The sequence below is a fragment of the Dyella monticola genome, assembly GCF_003363155.1.
In the GTDB taxonomy this organism is placed as follows: Bacteria; Pseudomonadota; Gammaproteobacteria; order Xanthomonadales; family Rhodanobacteraceae; genus Dyella_B; species Dyella_B monticola.
In genome coordinates, this window is sequence record NZ_QRBE01000005.1 from 181197 (window position 1) to 201033 (window position 19837).

Below are 19837 nucleotides of genomic sequence, written 5' to 3' on the forward strand. Positions count from 1 at the left end.
CAGAGCGCGTCTTTATTCGACTTCGATTGCCGGGGCTCGCTGCCCCATGCCACGCACCCGCCGTTTTTCTTCGCGGCGTGCCTTGCGCGCTACCTTGCGCACGCGACGGTCGTACTGCCACAGGTAAATGGCGGGCGTACTCAGCAAGGTCAGCAGCTGCGACACGAACAAACCGCCAAGAATGGCGATACCCAGCGGCTGGCGCATTTCCGAACCGATGCCGAAACCGACCGCCAGTGGCAGTGCCGCGCCCATCGCTACCAGGGTGGTCATGGTGATCGGACGGAAGCGAACCACGGCGGCTTCGCGGATGGCCTCGGGCGGTGCGAGGCCGCCTTCGCGTTCGGCGACGAGGGCGAAATCAACCATCAAAATGGCGTTCTTCTTCACGATGCCGATCAGCATCAACACGGCAATCACCGACATGGTGCTGAGCTGCGTATGCGTGATGAGCATGGCCAGAAACGCACCCATGCCCGCGGCCGGCAGGGTCGAGAGAATGGTCAGCGGGTGGATGAGGCTCTCATAAAGAATACCCAGCACGATATACATCGCCAGGATCACCGCGATGAACATGATGGCGGCATTGGTGGCCGCCTCCACCAACTGCTGATTGTCGCCGGTGTATTGCTTGACGACGCCAGGTGGCAGATGCGCGGCGAACATGGCCTGGTCGACCAGCTTGAGCCCCTCGGACTGCGTCACGCCATCGGCAAGGTTGTAGTTGATGGTGGCCGATTCGAGTTGATTGTAATGCTCGATATCGATCGGCTCGATGTGTGGGACGATATGCGCCATCGCCGACATCGGCACCATTTTGTTGTTGCTGTTGCGCACGTACATGTTCAACAAAGTGGCCGGGCTCAACGAATTGGCGTTAGTGGCGGTCAGCACGACCTGATACTGGTTGAGATTGGCATAGATGATGGACGCCGGTGTCTGGCCGAAGGCGTCAGCCAGCGCCTGATCGATCTGCCCGATACCCACTTGCAACCGCGCCGCCGCGTTGCGATCGATTTCCAGCCGCTGCTGTTTGCCGATGCTGTCGAAGCTGGTGCTCACGTCCTTGAACTGTTTCATCGTGCGCATCGTCTGCGCCAGTCTCAGGGTGGGATCCTGCAAGGATAGACCGGTGGTGCTGGTGAGCGAGAAATCGTATCGACCTTTTGCTTTGCTTTGGCCGCCACCGTTGAAGAAGCCAAGGCTGGTGACGGCCACATTCACGTCGGTCAGCTTCTTGTACTTGGCGGTGAGTCGCTTGATCACTGTATCGGCGCTGTCGCGCCGTTGGCCGGGGCCATCGCCACGCGGCTTGAGGTCGACGAAGAAGGAGGCTTCGTTGCCGACGGCACCGTTGGTGTTGTTGCCGCCCAAAAACGCACCGACGTCGAGTATGGCCGGATCGGCCAGCATGATCGCGCTTACCGCTTGCGTGCGCTTGGCGAGGAGGTCTGGCGAGATGTTCGGATCGGCCAGCATGTCCGCCTGCAGCATGCCGGTGTCGCCCTCCGGCATCAGCGTACCGCCGGCGGTTTTTACCACGGTCATCGCCAAGCCCACCGTCAGCACCAGCAGGATCAGTGGCTGCCAGCGCATGACACGGCGATGATGCATGGCCCAATCCAGCGCGCGCTCATAGATGCGCAGCATCCAGCGGTCCAGGCGTGCCACCGCCACTTCGAGCTTGCCAGGCGCGGGGCGCTCGTGCGTTTCCTGTATCAAGTAGCGGCCACACAGCGCGGGTGTCAGCGTCAACGAGACCACGGCGGAAATCACGATGGTGGCGATCAGCGTGACGGCAAACTCGCGCATCAGCACCACGATGGGGCTGTTACCAAACACCATGGGCGCGAACACGGCAATCAGTGACAACGTGATCGAGATCACCGTAAAGCCGATCTCGCGCACGCCGATCAGCGCGGCATCCAGTGGTTTCGCGCCCTGCTCCATGTGGCGGAAGATGTTCTCGATCACCACGATCGCATCGTCCACCACGAAGCCGATACACAGCACCAGTGCGATCAGCGAAAGCATGTTGAGCGTAAAACCAAGCGACCACATCAGCACAAACGCACCGGCCAGCGACAGCGGTACGCTGAACATGGCGATGATGGTGGGGCGCAACCGGCGCAAAAACACCAGCATCACCACCGCCACCATCAGGATGCTCAGCAGCAGCGCCACTTCCACTTCATGCAGCGCCGATTTGGTGGACAAGGTGAGATCGAAAATCGGCGTGACCTGCACATCTGCCGGCACCAGCGCCCGCAGCCTGGGCAAGGTCGCACGGATGGCTTGTACTACTTCCACCGAGTTTGCCTCGGGGCGTTTCATCACCTGCATGATGGCCGCGTGCTGGTTGTTGAACCACGCCGCCTGCGTGGAATCCTGTTGGCCGTTGGTGACGGTCGCGACATCCGAAAGGCGCACGGGAACGCCCTTCTGATCTGCGATGATGAGCGAGCGAAAATCGGCCGGTGTCTGCAGACCGTCATTGGCGGACACGGTCATCTGCGTCATGCCGTCGCTGAGAATACCCTGGGGCGATGCGACGTTGGCCGCGCGCAATGCATTGGCCACATCGTTGGCGGTCAGGCCCTTGGCCGTCAGCGCCGCATTGTTCAACGACACGCGCACGGCATGGGGTGAGCCACCGATCAATTGCGCCTGCGCGACGCCGGTGATCTGCGCGACGGCCGGGCGCATCAGGGTATCGGCCAGATCGTAAAGCTTGTCCTGCGGCATGCTGTCGGAGGTCATCGCGATCAGCAGTACCGGGATGTTCGAGGTATCGGCCTTGAAGTACTGCGGCGGAAACAGCGCCATCTCCTGCGGAAGATCCGGCGCGGCGGCGTTGATCGCCGCATCCACATCGCGCGCAGCCTGGTCGGAGGTGCGCGATGGATTGAAATGGAGCTGGATAAACATGCCGCCGCTGTTGGAATCGGAATTCATCCGATCGATGCCGGGTATACGCGCAAGCTGACGCTCAAGCGGTGCGGTGACGGTTGCCGCCACCGTTTGCGCGCTGGCACCAGGTAATAAGGCAGTCACTGCCACAGCAGGGAATTGAATCGACGGAAACGCAGCGATGCCCAGCAGCAGATAGGCACAAAAGCCCGCAAGCACCAGGCCGATCGCCATCAGTGACGTGGCGATGGGGCGGCGGATAATGGGCGCGAAAATATTCATGTCCGCGGTGATGCGTTCAAGGTCGGCACGCTGACGAGGGCGACGTACAAGCCGCGTGAACAGTCGCGATATAGAAGGGTCATCATGTCTACTTCATACGCCAGCATTTACGTGTGCAAATGTGCTTGAAGTCGGGCCGTGCCAGAAGGCAGGGGAAAGCCTTCGTGGCGCCTGTAGAGGTGAGTGAGGACGCTGCGCATCGACGACGCGAGGTACGTTCCCTCCCCTGCGCGCAGGGGAGGTTAGGGTGGGGTTGTGAGAGCTTGCGGTAATGCTGAGATGAGTGGTCAGGTTGCTCCACCCCACCGCCGCCCCCCTGCGAGGCAAGGGCGTAACACCTGCAGCCATTCAATCCGTTTGAGCAGCCGGCGTCTGCTGTCCCAACGCGCGCAGCCGACGCTTTTCCTCGCGCCGCGCCTTGCGCGCCGCCTTGCGCAATCCACGGTCATGCGACCACAGATAAATCGCAGGCGTGCTCAACAAGGTGAGCATTTGCGATACCAACAGGCCACCGACGATCGCGATGCCCAGGGGCTGGCGCATTTCCGAGCCGATGCCAAAGCCGACCGCCAGCGGCAGCGCTGCGCCCATCGCCACCAAGGTAGTCATGGTGATGGGACGAAAGCGCACCAACGCTGCCTCGCGAATCGCATCCGGTGCCGATAGCCCACGCTCGCGTTGCGCGACCAGCGCAAAATCCACCATCAAAATCGCGTTCTTCTTCACGATACCGATAAGCATGAGAATCGCGATGATCGCCATCAGCGAAAGCGGCGTATGCGTCACCAGCATGGCCAGGAACGCACCCATGCCCGCGGCCGGTAAGGTGGAAAGAATGGTCAACGGATGGCCCAGGCTTTCGTAAAGAATGCCCAACACGATGTACATGGCAACAATGGATGCAATCAGCAGAATGCCGCCGTTGGACTGCGCCTGCTGCAGTTGCTGGTTGGAGCCGGTGAAATCCAGGCGAATGCCGGCAGGAAGATGCACGGCCAATCCCGCCTGCTGCACCAGCTCGATGCCCTTGCTCTGTTGCACGTTGGGTTTGAGGTTGTAGTTGATCGTCGCCACCTGTTGTTGATCATGGTGGCGGATACTCATCGGGCTCATGTCCGGTGCAATCGTCGCAATCGCGGACAGCGGGATCATCTGGCCTTTGGTGTTGCGCACGTAAAGGTTGAGCAGCGCGTCCGCGCTCATGGTTTCGGCGCTGGATGAGGTCAGCACGACGCGATACTGGTTGATGTCTGAATAGATCACCGATACCTGATTCTGGCCGAACGAATTGAGCAGTACCGCATCGATGTCGCCGATGTTCACAAACAAGCGACCGGCCTTTTCGCGGTCGATGCGGATCTGCTGCTGCTTGCCGACCAGATCGAAATTGCTGCTGACGTCGGTGATGTCGGAAATGGTTCGCAGTTGGCGCACCATCTTCAGCGTGATCGGCTGCAGGTCCTCGCCACCGTTGTCATCGACGATCTGGAATTCGTACTGGCCGGCATTGTCGCCTGCGCCGCCACCGTTGAAGAACTGAAGCGGGTTGAAATACGCCTTCAGGCCGGGCAGCGGATCGAATTTCTTCTGCAGGCGTTCGATCACCTTCTTGATGCTTTCCTTGCGCTCGTTGGGTCCATCGCCCTTTGGCTTGAGGTCGGCGTACATCGAAGCAATGTTGCCTACTGCACCGCCGGAACCGTTATCGCCACCCAGAATGGTGAGCGTATCGAGCGTGGCCGGATCATCCTGCAGAATCTTGTTGGCCTTCACCACCATCGCAGCGAGCAGGGTGGGCGAGACATTGGCGTCCGCGCGCAACTCGACCCCGAGCTGGCCGGTATCCTGGTCTGGCATGAAGGTGCCGCCAGCGGTTTTCACGGTGGCCCAGCCCAGCACGATGGTGAGCAGCAGCAGCGTGATCGGTTGCCAGCGCATCAGGCGGCGGTGGTGCATGGCCCAATCCAGTGCGCGCTCGTAGTGACTGTGCAGCCAGCGGTCGAAGCGTATCAACCGTTGCTCCATGCGCGAAGGTGCCTTGGCCTTGACCGCCTCGGGTCGCAGGAAACGGCCGCATAGCGCCGGTGTGAGCGTGAGCGATACGATGGCCGAGATCACCACCGCCGCCGTCAGCGTCACCGAGAATTCGCGCAACAGCATGATCAGCATATTGTCGCCAAACAACAGCGGAGCGAACACCGCGATCAGCGACAGCGTGATGGAAATCACCGTGAAACCGATCTCGCGCACGCCACGCAAGGCCGCATCCAGGGGCGCCTCGCCGTGTTCCATATGGCGGAAGATGTTCTCGATCACCACGATCGCATCGTCCACCACGAAACCAATGCAAAGTACGAGCGCGACCAGCGAGAGGATGTTGAGCGTATAGCCCAGCGACCACATCACCACGAATGCGCCGGCCAACGAAAGCGGCACGCTGAGCGTGGCGATCAGCGTGGGGCGCAGCCGGCGCAGGAACACCAGCATCACCCCAGCAACCAGGCCGATGCTGATCAGCAGCGCCACTTCCACTTCATGCAGCGCCGACTTGGTGCTGCGGGTGAAATCGAAGATCGGCGTCATCTGCACATCGGCGGGTAGCAGGCTGCGCAATTGCGGCAGCTTGTCGCGCACCGCCTGCGCGGTGGCCACCGCATTGGCTTCTGGCCGCTTGTTGATCACCAGGCCCACGGCGGGCGTGCCGTTGAACCACGCGGCTTGATATTTATCCTGTTCGCCGCTGGTGACCTTCGCCACGTCGGACAGGTATACCGGCGCACCGTTGTGGGTGGAGACGACCAGATGCGCGAAATCCTCCGGCGTGTGCAGCGCATCGTTGGCGGTGACCGTCATCTGCGTCTGCCCGTTGGTGAGCATGCCTTGCGGCGAGGTGACGTTGGCGGCGACCAGCGCGTTGCGGATGTCGTTGGCGGTCAGGCCTTTGGCCGCCAGCGCGGAGTTGTTGATATCCACGCGTACCGCATGCGGGGTTCCGCCGAACACTTGCACGCGAGCCACGCCCGGAATCTGCGCAATGGCCGGGCTGAGCAAGGTGTCGGTGAGATCGTAGAGCTTGTCCGGTGGCAGGCTGGTGGAGGTCAGCGCGACGTGCAGCACGGGGATCTGCGAGGTGTCGAACTTGAAATACTGCGGAGGACTTGGCAGCGACGTTGGCAGATCGGGCGCGGCGGCGTTGATCGCGGTCTGCACGTCTTCGGCAAGCTTGTCGACGCTGCGGCCGAAATCGAAGCGCACCATGATGGTGGCGCTGCCCTCGTTGGCGTTGCCGTACATGTCCTGCACACCGGGAATACGGCCCAGGTGGCGTTCCAACGGCGCCAGCACGGTGCTTGCCATGGTCTGCGCACTGGCGCCTGGCTGTGCGACACTGACAAATACGCCTGGGAAATCCAGCGTAGGCAGTGCCGCCACGCCCAGCATCAGATAGGCGCAGAAGCCGGCGATGGTCAGGCCGATGGCCAGCAGCGACGTGCCGATCGGGCGACGGATAATCGGGGCAAAAATATTCATGGCATTACCTGCGCAACCGCGTCAGGCGAGCGCAAGCCACGTCCGCGCGCATCCAGCGCAAGCCGCGGCGCAAGCAAAAAGAAGGGCACATTCATGGGCACCTTTATGCCTTGGGGGCTAGGAACGCAAATGTGCCTGAAGTCCGGCCGTGCCGAAAGGCATGGCCGGGACTTTTTCTTTTCACTTAGGCGGAACCAACTGGATTTACGCCTGAACCATGCGGGATTCAGTTCCCTCCCCTGCTTGCAGGGGAGGGTTAGGGTGGGGTCACGCGAGCGAAGTTCGCGTAGCTGAACGTCACCGCGAGGTTACCCGGCCAATCCCGCTAAGGGCGTTCGCGCATCATTTCGGGCTGTAACGCAACGTCAGGTACCAGGTGCGGCCAAGCTGGTTGTAGTAGTAGGCCGTTTCATAATGGTGATCGAACACGTTCGCCAGCTTGGCCTCGACCTGCCAGCTCGGCGCGAAGCTGTAGCTGGCGCGCAGATCGGTGGTGGCGTAGCCGCCCATGCGGTACACGTTGGCGACATCGTCGTAGCGCTTGCCGGAGGCGAAGAACGTCGCCCCGATATTGAACTTGTCGAAACGGCGGTCGACATCGACGCGCGCCGTACGCTCGGCGCGACGCGGCAGAATGTCGCCGTTGTCCGGCCCGCCATCGTCGTTCTTCGGTTGCAGCAGCGTCAGATAGCTCTGCACGCGCCAGTCATCCACGTTGAAACCGAACTGCCCTTCGATGCCGCGAATGCGCGCGCGGCTGAGGTTCATCGGGATGAATTCGCTGTTGAGGGTAATCAGATTGGTGATGCTGGTCTGGTACGCATCCACACCCCAGTTCCAGTGACCGAGCTGCTGGTTGAGGCCGGCCTCGAAGCTGCGCGAGGTTTCCGGTTTCAGATCCGGATTGGACGTGGGTACACCGCCGAACGCAGGGAAATACAGATCATCGAAGGTCGGCGCGTGAAAAGCGCTGCCGTAGTTGACGAACAGCGTCGGCCCATTTTCGAAGTGATAGCCCCACGCGGCCGAACCGGTGTTGTGGTTACCGAACTGGTCGTTGTGATCATGGCGCGCCGCAAGCTGCACTTCGTTCTGGCCGAACGTGCCCTGGTATTGCGCGAAAGTGCCGGTATCGCCGCGTGTGGTTTCTTCGTACGCAGTGTCGCTGGTGATGTGTTCCTGCTCGTAGTCCACGCCGACGGTCAGCAGTTGATCCGTGCTGAGCGTGATGTCGTTCTGCCATGAGGCCTGGTTGCGGCGCGAATCGAAATAGCCCGTGCCCATGCGCGCGTCATACACACCGTAGTACGTGCCCTGGTAGAACGTGTTGTCGTCGTCGCGGCTCTGGCCCGCGCTGAGCGTGACTTTCCAGATCGACAGCGGCGTGAAGCTCAGGCGCGCGCCGGCGACATATTGATCTTCGATGGCGTAATCGCCGGAATAAGGGCTGCCGGCGTATTCCACGTTGCTCTTGCTGCGCAGCCAGTCGAAGGCCAGTTCGGTGCCATCGTCCCAGCGATAACCAACATTGGCGAAGCCGTTCCAGTTACGGTACGCATCGTTGCGCGGATCGTCCACGAAGCACGCCACACCCAGTTCGGCCGCGCCCATGCGGCAAGCAGGAATGCCGCCGGTGTATTCGCCGCCGAGGCTCGCGTTGTACCAGAGGTGCGAATCGCCGCCGGAAACGCCGGCTTGTCCGTTGACATAGCCATGGCTGCCGCCGGTGACGCTGACCGACGGCGAGATGCCGCCATTGGGCTGACCGTGCTTGGTGAAAATCTGGATCACGCCGCCGAGCGCATCCGAACCGTACAGGCTGGCGCGCGGGCCGCGCACGATTTCGATGCGATCGATCGCCTCCACCGGAATCTGCTCAAGCGCCGGCAGGCCGCTGCTGACCGAACCAATACGCACGCCGTCGATCAACACCAGCACATGCGTGGCATTGGTGCCGCGCAGAAACAGTGATGTCTGCTGCCCGATGCCGCCCGTCTGCGCGAGCGACACGCCTGGTAAACCCGTCAGGAGATCGGCGACCGACGTTGGCTGCAGCCGTTCGATATCTTCGCGCGTGATCACCGTGACCGACGACAACGCATCGTTGGCCGTAACGGCCGTGCGCGTGGCGGTCACGACCACCGGCTCAAGCGTGTTGTTGTTCTGATCAGACGTGGATTGCGCAAAGGCGGCCGGCGCGGCCAGCGACAGCAGCAAGGCCGCTGCGAGCGTGGATTTCTTCAACAGCATGGAGGTTCCCCTGCCACGCGTCCCCGCGCGGCTCAAGAATGAATCAGCCGGCACTGCAGCGAAGAAGGGGAACGGAATGCGGACAGTCAGCGCTGTCACACGACCTCCGTACCTCGCCCACCGCGAGTGCCAGAACCTGTTCCGGGCCGGTCTCCGGACTTGCGAGTGGCATGCTGCGGAGCATGCTGTCGAACGATGCCTTCCCATGCGGGGCACAGTGGCGTGTGATCGTTCGGAAATCTCGCTTACCGTTGCGGGGGCAGTGCCGGCCTTGCTGTGCGAACAGCGCACCGGCTTCCCGTTTCATCCCCTTGGGATCAACCGTGGGGACACCTGGAACGGGCGCAACTGTAGCGGGTGGCGCGGTTAGGGGCAATCTGGCCAAGGGTAAATAGGCCTGTAACCCAGCCCATCATCCGGCCTGTGCCAGCATGCCCTTGAGCGTTCTACCTCAAGGAGCCCTATGTTCATCCCCTCCAGCGACAGCAGAGCCCATGCAGGATACGTGAGTGCCGCTGACGAACAGGCCGATCTGTCACCCGCCGCGCCCAACCCTTTCACCGCACCCGGTCGTGGCAGCCAGCCGTTTGCCGTTTTCTCGGCGACAGCATTTCCAACCGGCGGCACGCAGAAGGGTTGGGGGGAGGCGGATTCGGCAACGCATGCGTACGTCAGTCCCGACGGTCGATCCAAGACGTGGACCACGATCGGTCAGGATCGCGCGCGCAAAAATCACCCCTTCATGCAGAAGGTCGTTCAGTTCAAATCATCATCCGGTCTGACCGTCGTCGATAAAACACGAACCCATTGGACGATCGCGACGTCCAAAGACGGTAAGACCAGGGACGTGCACTATCAGACGACGCTGGATGAAGCGGTCTATGACACGAACGGACGGGAATGCGCTCACCACAAGCGTTCGTTCAACGGTTCGTTCGAGACCGACCAACCGCTCCCGTTCGAGCCTCCTGCTACATGGCGCAGTGAAGAGAGCCGGTTCAACCATGACCGGGCCAGAGCACATCCGGATGTCCGACGAAGGATGGCTCAAGAAAGCCCAGATGAGCCGGTCTTATCCAGCGTAATCACTGAAGATGAGGCACCCGAAGGCATCGAAGACTCGAAAGCGACCCGTGAGCGCTGCGCCAATCGCACAAAGAAGGCCAAGCTTGCCAGGCTGTCGGCTCATCCGGCCGAGCGCAGAGCCGTCAAGAGGGCGCTGCGTAAAGGCATTGAAACCGCCACCGCCGCACTTGCACAGGTTGATCGCCATTGGGACGCCAAAACACTCGCGCATATGCGGGAGCTGTTCGGTGATGATGTACAGGGCGATGACGTAAGGGCCGACATAAAAGCAAAGCTGGCGAGCACCCTCGATGCCATGAAAAAAACCTGGGGCAACAAAGGGGCGAATATCTATCTCGATGGGTCGACGGCGCCTACGGAATACACCGCCTATGTCACACGGGAGAAATCCCGTTACACCGGTCAATTGGTGATGTCGAGCTATGTCTTAGAGAACCATCCAGGCCGTGTGACGCAATCGTTGATACACGAGCACGTCCATTTAGGATGCCATCTGCGCGATCAGTGGTACGTAAAAAGAGATGAGCATGGCGATTTTTATAGAAAGCCAAAAAGCTGCTCTACCCGTCCACTGCCACCCTTGCGCGCGCAATACGCCGTGAATAACACAGATTCCATTGCCCATGCGGCAACCGTGTTGGCGGCCAACAAAAACGGTGACCTTGAAGCCTAGTTGGCGCAGCAGGAGTCGCAGCTGCAACATGGAAAGGCCGGCATCGGTTCGGCCCAGCGTTCAATCGGTCTGCAATTCCGCGACGAAGTCGTAGATATCCCCGCGATACCACGAGGTGGTGAATTCCACTACGCGCCCGTCATCCAGGAAGCCGCGCCGCTCGATATGCAGCCCTGCGCTGCCGGTGGTCACATGCAGCAAACGCGCCTGTCGCGACGCCAGCAACACAGCGCGCAGGCGCTGCAATGCGCGCACGGGGCGGCAATTGTATTTTTCCAGCGCTTCGTACAGCGAATCGTGCACCTCGTGCGGATCGGGCAGCACGCTCGCCGGCACCACGCTGCGCTCGATCGCCAGCGGCTCGTCCTCGGCATAACGCACGCGGTGCAGGCGTGCCACCAGCGCGCCGGGCGAGAGGTTGAGCGCCATGGATTCTTCCGGCGTCACTTCGCCCACGCTGCGCTCGAAGAACTCCGAGCGCGGATGCAGGCCGCGGGCGCGCAGGTCCTCGGTGAAGCTGGTCAGGCGCGACATCGGCTTGACGATGCGCTCAGCCACGAAGGTGCCGGCACCGTGCCGCTGGGTCAGCAAGCCTTCCTCGACCAGGCCGGAAATAGCTTTGCGCACAGTCACGCGGGACAGACCCAAAGCCTGCGATAAATCGCGTTCGCTGGGCAACGTCTGGCCAGGCTCGATGTCGCGATGCTGGATCACGTTGCGAATAGCCCGCCGCAGCCGCAGGTAAGCCAGTGGCTGGTGGGTGGTGGTATCGCGGCTCAGGCGCCGGTATTCCTCGGCCAAGGCATTCTGCATAGATGCGAACCATACCAATGACAAACCACTGCCACAACTGCAGTTCTCCCACCGAGGCCGGCCTGCTTAGGAAAAATTTGCATACGTTTGCACTGCACAAGGGACTGGTATTGCCTGGTATAGCATTGGTACCATCGGAGTCCCCCGGCGGACGCGCTGCGCGGCCGCCCGCAAGCCAATAGAGGTGAGTTGTGACTGCACCCGCACTACCGGTCGATCTGTTTGACCTGGTGATTTTCGGCGGCACTGGCGATCTGGCCGTTCGCAAATTGCTTCCTGCCCTCTTCCACCGCTTTGCCGACGGGCAGATCCAGCCCGGCAGCCGCATCATCGGCGTGGCCCGCGAAGGCCTGGATGACGATGGTTACCGCGCGCAGGTCCGCGCCGCACTCAATGGCGCGGCCGACAAGCAGGGCGACAAGCTCAACGATTTCCTCAAGCGGGTGCATTACCGCCCGCTTGATGCGCGCAAGGACAACGGCTGGGACGATTTCGCCAAGCTGATGGGCGAATGTCCCGATCACGTGCGCGTGTTCTACCTGTCCACCTCGCCCGAGTTGTTTGTCGACATCTGCCAACGCCTGGGCGGCTATGGCCTCAACAAGGGCCAGTCGCGCGTGGTGCTGGAGAAGCCGATCGGCCACGACCTGGCCAGCGCCAACCGCATCAACGACGATGTGGGCCAGGTGTTTGCCGAATCGCAAACCTTCCGTATCGACCATTACCTCGGCAAGGAAACGGTGCAGAACCTCCTGGCGTTGCGTTTCGGCAACGCCCTGTTCGAGCCGCTGTGGAACGCCGGGCATATCGATCACGTGCAGATCACTGTGGCCGAAACGCTCGGCGTGGGTCGTCGCGGCCCGTATTACGACCACGCCGGCGCGCTGCGTGACATGGTGCAGAACCATATGCTGCAGCTTCTGTGCATGGTGGCGATGGAGCCGCCCGCTTCACTGTCGCCCGATGCCGTGCGCGACGAAAAGCTCAAGGTGCTGCACGCGCTCAAGCCCATCAACGAGACCAATGCCGCGCAGCTCACCGTGCGCGGCCAGTACCGCGCAGGCGCTGCCGAAGGGCAGAGCGTGCCGGGCTACATCGACGATCTGAATGCCGACGCCAAGTCGAAGGTGGAGAAATCCGGTACCGAAACCTTCGTCGCACTCAAGGCGGAAATCGCCAACTGGCGCTGGTCCGGCGTACCGTTCTACCTGCGCACCGGCAAGCGGCTGGCTGACCGCGTATCGGAAATCGTGGTGGCGTTCAAGCCGGTGCCGCATTCCATCTTCACCGCATCGGCCGGCCCGCTCGCGCAGAACCGCCTGGTCCTGCGCCTGCAGCCGGATGAAGGCGTGAAGCTGTGGCTCACCATCAAACACCCCGGCCCCGGTGGGCTGCGCCTGCGCCATGTGCCGCTGGATATGAGCTTTGCCGAAGCCTTCGGCGTGCAGCAGCCCGATGCGTACGAACGCCTGCTGCTCGACGTGGTGCGCGGCAACCCGACCTTGTTCATGCGCCGCGACGAAGTGGAAGCGGCATGGCGCTGGGCCGATCCGATCCTGGCCGCGTGGGCGGCAGGCGGCGAAGCGCCGCGTCCGTACACCTCCGGCACCTGGGGCCCGAGCGCTGCAGTGGCCTTGATCGAACGCGACGGCCGCACCTGGGACGAGGATTTCGAGCAGTGAACACGCACCACGCGCTGCATGCCTTCGATAACGGCCAAGCGCTAGCCACGGCCTTGTCGGCCAGCATCGCAGGCAAGCTGCGCGACGCGATCGCGGCGCGCGGCGAAGCCTTGATGGCGGTATCCGGCGGCAGCACACCCAAGCGCCTGTTCGAAGTGCTTTCGAATGAAACGCTGGACTGGCCGCGCGTCACCGTCACTCTGGTGGACGAACGCTGGGTGCCAGACACCGACGAACGCTCCAATGCGCGGCTGGTGGAGTCCTTGCTGCTGCAACGCAAAGCAGCCGACGCCGAATTCGTGCCGCTGTATACGGAAGCGGCCACGCCCGAAGCAGGCATCGGCGAAGTACGCACGCGCGTGGCTGCGTTGAAGCAGCCGTTCGACGTGATCGTGCTGGGCATGGGCCCGGACGGGCACACCGCTTCGTTCTTCCCGGGCGGCGATCGTCTGAGCGAGGCGCTCGATGCGTCCAACAGCGTGCTGGTGCTGCCGATGCGTGCGCCGGGTGCAGGCGAGCCGCGCATCACCTTCACCCTGCCGGTACTGCTGAAGGCGCGCGCGTTGTATCTGCATATTCAGGGCGATGACAAACGCGATGTGCTGGCGGCGGCGGAACAGCCCGGTAGCGCATTGCCGATTGCCAGCGTGTTGCGTGCGGATCGGCCGCTGGATATTTATTGGTGTCCGTAGGGCGATCGAATCTTGCGCCGTCGATGTAACCCGCATGGCCGTCATTCCCGCGAAAGCGGGAATCCAATGTTGCTCCAATGCAAAAAGCGGAGGTGGATTCCCGCTTTCGCGGGAATGACGGCCACGAAGCAGTTAGCCAGTGCCATGAAGCAGCAACGTCGAGCCATCTCGGCCGGAGTATGAAATGAGTTTGCACCCCGTCATCGCCGAAGTGACCGAGCGCTTGCGCGAACGCAGTCGCGATTCGCGTAGCGCGTATCTGGAGCGCATCAACAACGCCGTCATCGATGGCCCGCATCGCGAGCGGCTTTCCTGCGGCAATCTCGCCCATGGCTTCGCGGCCTGCACGACGCATGACAAGCAGGCCCTGCGCGAAGGCCATGCGCCCAATATCGCGATCGTCACCGCGTACAACGACATGCTCTCGGCCCATCAGCCGTACGAGCGCTATCCGGCCTTCATTCGCGAAGTCGCGCGACAGGCGGGCATCACCGCGCAAGTAGCCGGTGGCGTGCCGGCGATGTGCGATGGCGTTACGCAGGGACGCGCCGGCATGGAGCTGTCGCTGTTCTCGCGCGACCTGATCGCGATGACCACGGCCGTGGCGCTGTCGCATGACATGTTCGATGGCGCGCTGTACCTGGGCATCTGCGACAAGATCGTGCCGGGTCTGCTGATCGGCGCACTGAGTTTCGGCCACCTGCCCGGCATCTTCATCCCGAGCGGCCCGATGCCCAGCGGCATCAGCAACGAACAGAAATCCAAAGTCCGCCAGGCGTACACGGAAGGCAAGGCCAGCCGCGACGAATTGCTCGAAGCGGAAGCCGCCTCGTATCACTCGCCCGGCACCTGCACGTTCTACGGCACCGCCAACTCCAATCAGATGCTGATGGAGATCATGGGCCTGCATCTGCCGGGCGCCAGTTTCGTTGCGCCGGAAACGGCGCTGCGCGATGCGCTTACGGCGCACGCCGTGCGTCGCTGCGCACGGTTGGGCCGGGCGGGCGAGCATTTGCCGATCGGTCACATCGTGGACGAACGCGCCATCGTCAATGGCGTGGTTGGCCTGCATGCGACCGGTGGTTCGACCAATCATCTGCTGCATCTGGTGGCGATCGCACAGGCTGCCGGCATCGCTTTGCGCTGGGAAGATTTCGACGCACTGTCGTCCGTGGTGCCGTTGCTGGCGCGCGTGTATCCGAACGGCTATGCCGACGTGAATCACTTCCACGAAGCCGGCGGCATGGGCTTCCTGATCGATCAATTGTTGAGTGCAGGTTTGCTGCATGGCGATGCGCGCACCATCGCCGGTAGCGATCTTTCCGGCTACGCCACGGTGCCGGAGCTGGATGCGGCCGGCCAGCTCGTATGGAAGCCGGTGTCGAAGGAAAGCGGCAATCGCGGCGTCTTGCGTGCCATCGGCGAACCGTTCCGCGCCGACGGCGGCCTGCGCATGCTCAACGGCAATCTTGGCCGTTCGGTGATCAAGGTTTCTTCCGTGCCGGACGATCGTCTGATCATCGAAGCGCCGGCGGTGGTGTTCCATGATCAGGACGACATCAAGCGCGCGTTCGATCGTGGCGAGCTCAATCGCGATTTCATCGCCGTGGTGCGCTTCCAGGGCCCGCGTGCGATCGGCATGCCGGAACTGCACAAGCTCACGCCGACCTTGGCGGTGCTGCAGGACCGCGGTCATCGCATCGCACTGGTGACCGATGGCCGCATGTCCGGCGCCAGCGGCCGCGTGCCGGCAGCCATTCACGTGACGCCCGAAGCGGACGACGGCGGCCCGATTTCAAAAGTGCGCGACGGCGATGTGATTCGTCTGGATGCCGGGAAGGGAACGCTGGAAGTGTTGGTCGATGCTGCCGAATTCGCCGCGCGCGCGCCGGCGGTTGCGGATCTTTCGCGCCACCAGCACGGCATGGGACGCGAGCTGTTCGGCATGTTCCGTCGCAACGCGGTGGCGGCCGATCTGGGCGCCGGCGTGCTTTAAGCCACCGCACTTTCTTACCGTCATTCCCGCTTTGGCGGGTATGACGGCCCAACAAAGCAATCGGCATAGAACAACCGGAATGACCATGGATATCCAAACCAAGCAGCAACACGTCGAAACCACCATGCGCCTGGCGCCGGTCATTCCCGTCGTGATCATCGAAGACGCCAGGCACGCCGTGCCGATGGCGCGCGCGCTGGTGGCCGGCGGCATTCCGGCGATCGAGGTGACGTTGCGCACATCGGCGGCGCTCGATGCGATCCGCGCCATCGCACAAGAGGTGGAAGACGCGGTCGTCGGGGTCGGCACCGTGCTCACCGCGAAGGATTTGGAAGCGGCAGAAAAAGCCGGCGCGCGTTTCGCCGTATCGCCCGGTGTATCGCCCAAGCTGCTTGCGGCCGCCGACGACAGCGCCCTGCCCTTGCTTCCCGGCGTGGCGACCGCCAGCGAAGCGATGGCGCTGCTGGAACGTGGTTATCGTCATCTGAAATTCTTCCCCGCCGTTCCGGCCGGCGGCGTGAAACTGCTCGGGGCCTGGGCCAGCCCGTTGCCGCAAATCCGCTTCTGCCCCACCGGCGGTATCGCCGCCGCCACCGCCAAGGATTTCCTCTCGCTATCCAATGTGTTGTGCGTGGGCGGGTCCTGGCTGACGCCGAACGACATGCTGCAGTCGGGCGACTGGGCGGCCATCGAGCAACTGGCACGTGAAGCGGCCGCATTGCGCGGTTGACTGAACCGAGGCGGGTCATGCCACAGCGGCAGAGGGTGACTTCTGGCGTATGAAACTGCGTGTCTTTGGCGCCTAAGCTGGCGGTTCCGTCGCGCTGTCGCGTGGCACCGCCCAAGGATCGTTTTTCATGCGCAAGCTTCCGCTCGCTCTCGCCCTGGCCGCGCTCTTGCTCGGCACCGCACACGCGGCCGAAAAAAAAGACAAAGCCGCAGCGGATGAATCGAACCCGGCCGCGGCGCTGATACATCCGCAGGCATCGGCGAGCGAAGGCTCCGTATCGGTCGAAGGCAAGCGCATCGCCTACAAGGCGGTCGCCGGCACGATCGTGCTGCACGGCAAGGGCGACAAGGAAAACGAACCCACCGTCAGCATGTTCTACGTCGCCTATTTCAAGAAAGGCGAAGACGCGTCCAAGCGGCCGATCACCTTCGTCTACAACGGCGGCCCGGGCTCGGCCTCGGTATGGCTGCACATGGGCGCATTCGGGCCGCGCCGCGTGGTCACCAAAGATGATAGCCACACGCCGGCCGCGCCGTATCAGCTGGTGAACAACGACTACAGCCTGCTCGACGCCTCGGACCTGGTATTCATCGACGCCCCCGGTACCGGTTTCAGCCGCCTGATCGCCAACGATGCCGATCCTTCCAAGCGTGACGAACAGATGAAAGAACGCGCGAAGCAAATCTACGGCGTCGACGGCGACGGCCATGCCTTCGCGCAATTCATCACGCAGTTCCTGTCGCGCTACGGTCGCTGGAATTCGCCCAAGTATCTGTTCGGCGAAAGCTACGGCACCACGCGCTCGGCGGTGTTGGCTAACGATCTGGAAAACGAAGACAGCGTCGACCTCAATGGTGTGGTGCTGCTGTCGCAGATCCTCAATTTCGACACCAGCATTGATGGCTCCGACCAGAACCCCGGCGTGGACCTCCCTTACGAATTGGCGCTGCCCACCTACGCGGCCACCGCTTATTACCATCACAAGCTGCCGCAGTCGCCGGCCGACCTGCAGTCATTGCTGCAGGAGGTGGAACAGTTCGCGCTGGGCGATTATGCGCAAGCCCTGATGCAGGGCTCGCGCCTGGATGACGCCCACAAACAGGCCATTGCCGAAAAGCTGCATCAATACACCGGGCTTTCCGTGGCTTACTTGATGAAGGCCAATCTGCGCGTGACCGGCGGCATGTTCGAGCATGAACTCCTGGGCGACAGTGGTGATACCACCGGACGCCTGGATACGCGCTTCGCCGGCCCCTCGCTCGATCCGCTGAGCAAGGAGTCCGAATACGACCCGCAGTCGTCTGCGATCAGCTCGGCCTATATCGCTGCGTTCAACGACTACGTGCGTAAGGATCTCAAGTACGGTCAGGACCAGGTCTATCGCGAATTCGGCGACATCAAGGAATGGGATTCCAAACACAATGATCACGATGGCGCGGTGAACGTCATGCCGGATCTGGCCAAGGCGATGAAAACCAATCCGGACCTGAAAGTTCTCCTCAACGGCGGTTATTACGATCTCGCCACGCCGTTCTTTGCGGCCGATTACGAGATGCATCATTTGCCGGTGCAGCCGGAGCTGATGAACAACATCAGCTATGAATGGTATCCGTCCGGTCACATGGTGTACGCGCACGAAGCGTCGCTGAAGCTGTTGCACGATAACGTGGCGCGGTTCATCGAGCAGACGGATAACGTCAGCAAGCATTGAGGCGTTGGGACGTCCATGACTCCCGAGTGTCATTGAAGCTCCGGGAGTTCATATCTCCCGGAATGACGGTGAGGCAAGAAGGGTAGCATCGCGCTATGCTTCTTCCTCACGCAAGAGAAGCCCATGCGCGCCCTTATCGACCGCTACATCGACGCCTACAATCGCATCGACGTCGATGCCATGCTCGCCACCCTGCACAACGAAGTCGTCTTCGAAAACTACACGGCCGGCGTGCTCAGCGTTCGAACAGTGGGTATTCATGAGCTGCGTCATCTGGCGGAAAGCTCGCGACATCTTTTCTCCGCGCGCCACCAGGCCATCACCCGCTACAGCGAAGTCGCTGGCGTGGCGCATGCGCAGATTCATTTCCAGGGCACGTTTGCCGTCGATCTCCCGAACGGCATCCGCGCGGGCCAGAGCATGGCGCTGGATGGGCGCAGCGAATATCGCGAGCGTGATGGCTTGTTGATCTACGTCGCTGATTTCAGCGATTGATCAGGCGTCCGCATCGCCGGCCGATGTTTGGCTAAGCACCTCATATTCGCTTTGCACGAGCCCACTTGCGTAGTGGCGGGTCGCAACGTGCCTGAGTGCAATGTCATGAGGTAGTGCGCCGAACAAGGGAATCCCAGTGCCGATAAGCACCGGCACGCGGGTAACGACGAGTCGCTGGATAAGCCCTTCCCGCAAAAAGCCCTGGATCGTTATGCCGCCGTCGACGTAAATGTGTTCAAGGCTACGGTTTGCCAATGTGGCTGCGATGTCTTTCGGCGCACCACGGAGATGTTCCACGACGGCGTTGGCGGGTGGTGGTTGAAGCGCACGCGTGCTCAACACGAAGACAGGCTTGCTACCGTAGGGCCACGCATCAAAACCGAGCACCGTTTCATAAGTCTTGCGGCCGATGAGCAGGGCATCGACCGTCGCCATGAATTCCTCATAGCCGTGCGGCTCGCCGCCGCCGGGCGGCAGAAAATCCAGCGCACCGTCGCGCCGTGCCATAAAGCCATCGACGCTGACACCGACAAACACAGATGTTTTCATCGCCGTTCTCCTCCCAGCCGCCACGATCTATCGTTCGTAGGTCCTGATCTCAAGCAGATGCTTGTTCGGATCGAAGAAATACAGCGTCGGTGCGAGGCCTCTGGCACCCGATTCCTCGCCGGGCCCGCTATTCGACCCCACTGAATCAAAGGTCGGTCCATAGCCAATACCCGCTTCCTTGATGCGCGCGAATATCTGATCAAAAACCTCGCGCGACACGGCGTAGGCGTAATGCTCGGACCCGGGTGTGCCGCAGGGCACGAGTTGAAGTACCAACTCGTCGTTCACGCGAATGAGGGTAAATGGTCCATCCTTGCCCTGTGCGGCGAAGCCAAAAATCCTTGTGTAGAACGTCACACTGGCTTCCAGGTCGTTGACCTTCAAAATGATGTGATCGAGCTTGACCATGCTGCATTTCTCCTGATCGCTCCATCAAG

General features: G+C 61.8%; 13 protein-coding genes and 1 riboswitch. Of the genes, 7 read left to right on the plus strand and 6 right to left on the minus strand.

The features are described 5' to 3' along the window. Positions 1 to 12 precede the first annotated feature (12 nt). The 3 genes from DWU98_RS10770 to DWU98_RS10780 form a co-directional block, all read right to left on the minus strand. Positions 13 to 3192: an efflux RND transporter permease subunit gene (locus tag DWU98_RS10770; protein WP_115495554.1), complete on the minus strand. Its 3180-nt coding sequence runs from the start codon at positions 3190 to 3192 to the stop codon at positions 13 to 15. A gap of 348 nt (positions 3193 to 3540) precedes the next feature. Beyond that, positions 3541 to 6723, minus strand: coding sequence for an efflux RND transporter permease subunit (locus DWU98_RS10775; protein WP_115495555.1), 3183 nt, complete (start codon positions 6721 to 6723; stop codon positions 3541 to 3543). A gap of 342 nt (positions 6724 to 7065) precedes the next feature. Further along, entirely contained in the window at positions 7066 to 8973 is a 1908-nt protein-coding gene (locus DWU98_RS10780; protein ID WP_230474799.1) for a TonB-dependent receptor domain-containing protein, read from the minus strand. Between the two features lie 127 nt (positions 8974 to 9100). After that, positions 9101 to 9325: riboswitch (cobalamin riboswitch) on the minus strand. Positions 9326 to 9436: 111 nt separating this feature from the next. On the opposite strand from DWU98_RS10780, the gene DWU98_RS10785 reads away from it, so the two are divergent. Next, a complete protein-coding gene (locus DWU98_RS10785) occupies positions 9437 to 10732 on the plus strand; it encodes a hypothetical protein (protein ID WP_115495556.1) in 1296 nt (431 codons plus the stop codon). A gap of 60 nt (positions 10733 to 10792) precedes the next feature. Here the strand turns inward: DWU98_RS10785 and DWU98_RS10790 are convergent, their stop codons facing one another. Further along, positions 10793 to 11545 carry a GntR family transcriptional regulator gene (locus DWU98_RS10790; RefSeq protein WP_115495557.1) on the minus strand — a complete coding sequence of 251 codons (753 nt, stop codon included), beginning with the start codon at positions 11543 to 11545 and terminating at the stop codon, positions 10793 to 10795. 191 nt (positions 11546 to 11736) lie between these two features. On the opposite strand from DWU98_RS10790, the gene zwf reads away from it, so the two are divergent. The 6 genes from zwf to DWU98_RS10820 all read left to right on the plus strand — a co-directional run bounded on the left by zwf (position 11737) and on the right by DWU98_RS10820 (position 18851). Then, positions 11737 to 13227 (plus strand): glucose-6-phosphate dehydrogenase, encoded by a 1491-nt coding sequence (zwf, locus tag DWU98_RS10795; protein ID WP_115495558.1) that lies wholly within the window; start codon positions 11737 to 11739, stop codon positions 13225 to 13227. Continuing rightward, positions 13224 to 13919, plus strand: coding sequence for a 6-phosphogluconolactonase (gene pgl / locus DWU98_RS10800; RefSeq protein ID WP_115495559.1), 696 nt, complete (start codon positions 13224 to 13226; stop codon positions 13917 to 13919). The genes zwf and pgl overlap by 4 nt, the downstream gene beginning before the upstream one ends. A 184-nt stretch (positions 13920 to 14103) precedes the next feature. Continuing rightward, a complete protein-coding gene (edd, locus tag DWU98_RS10805; RefSeq protein ID WP_115495560.1) occupies positions 14104 to 15915 on the plus strand; it encodes a phosphogluconate dehydratase in 1812 nt (603 codons plus the stop codon). A 79-nt stretch (positions 15916 to 15994) separates the two neighbouring features. Further along, positions 15995 to 16645 (plus strand): bifunctional 4-hydroxy-2-oxoglutarate aldolase/2-dehydro-3-deoxy-phosphogluconate aldolase, encoded by a 651-nt coding sequence (locus DWU98_RS10810; RefSeq protein WP_115495561.1) that lies wholly within the window; start codon positions 15995 to 15997, stop codon positions 16643 to 16645. 127 nt (positions 16646 to 16772) lie between these two features. Next, the gene (locus DWU98_RS10815) at positions 16773 to 18356 is read left to right on the plus strand and encodes a S10 family peptidase (protein WP_115495562.1); all 1584 of its coding nucleotides are present in this window, start codon (positions 16773 to 16775) and stop codon (positions 18354 to 18356) included. 123 nt (positions 18357 to 18479) lie between these two features. Continuing rightward, positions 18480 to 18851, plus strand: coding sequence for a nuclear transport factor 2 family protein (locus tag DWU98_RS10820; protein WP_115495563.1), 372 nt, complete (start codon positions 18480 to 18482; stop codon positions 18849 to 18851). On the opposite strand, the gene DWU98_RS10825 is transcribed toward DWU98_RS10820, so the two are convergent. Continuing rightward, entirely contained in the window at positions 18852 to 19400 is a 549-nt protein-coding gene (locus DWU98_RS10825) for a dihydrofolate reductase family protein (RefSeq protein ID WP_115495564.1), read from the minus strand. Positions 19401 to 19427: 27 nt separating this feature from the next. Continuing rightward, the gene (locus DWU98_RS10830) at positions 19428 to 19808 is read right to left on the minus strand and encodes a VOC family protein (RefSeq protein ID WP_115495565.1); all 381 of its coding nucleotides are present in this window, start codon (positions 19806 to 19808) and stop codon (positions 19428 to 19430) included. Positions 19809 to 19837: the final 29 nt, after the last annotated feature.

Coding starts and splice junctions, on each gene's coding strand:
- DWU98_RS10770 (WP_115495554.1), bottom strand. CDS start 3,192: ATGAATATTTTCGCGCCCATTATCCGCCGCCCCATCGCCACGTCACTG.
- DWU98_RS10775 (WP_115495555.1), bottom strand. CDS start 6,723: ATGAATATTTTTGCCCCGATTATCCGTCGCCCGATCGGCACGTCGCTG.
- DWU98_RS10780 (WP_230474799.1), bottom strand. CDS start 8,973: ATGCTGTTGAAGAAATCCACGCTCGCAGCGGCCTTGCTGCTGTCGCTG.
- DWU98_RS10785 (WP_115495556.1), top strand. CDS start 9,437: ATGTTCATCCCCTCCAGCGACAGCAGAGCCCATGCAGGATACGTGAGT.
- DWU98_RS10790 (WP_115495557.1), bottom strand. CDS start 11,545: ATGCAGAATGCCTTGGCCGAGGAATACCGGCGCCTGAGCCGCGATACC.
- edd (WP_115495560.1), top strand. CDS start 14,104: ATGAGTTTGCACCCCGTCATCGCCGAAGTGACCGAGCGCTTGCGCGAA.
- DWU98_RS10810 (WP_115495561.1), top strand. CDS start 15,995: ATGACCATGGATATCCAAACCAAGCAGCAACACGTCGAAACCACCATG.
- DWU98_RS10815 (WP_115495562.1), top strand. CDS start 16,773: ATGCGCAAGCTTCCGCTCGCTCTCGCCCTGGCCGCGCTCTTGCTCGGC.
- DWU98_RS10820 (WP_115495563.1), top strand. CDS start 18,480: ATGCGCGCCCTTATCGACCGCTACATCGACGCCTACAATCGCATCGAC.
- DWU98_RS10825 (WP_115495564.1), bottom strand. CDS start 19,400: ATGAAAACATCTGTGTTTGTCGGTGTCAGCGTCGATGGCTTTATGGCA.
- DWU98_RS10830 (WP_115495565.1), bottom strand. CDS start 19,808: ATGGTCAAGCTCGATCACATCATTTTGAAGGTCAACGACCTGGAAGCC.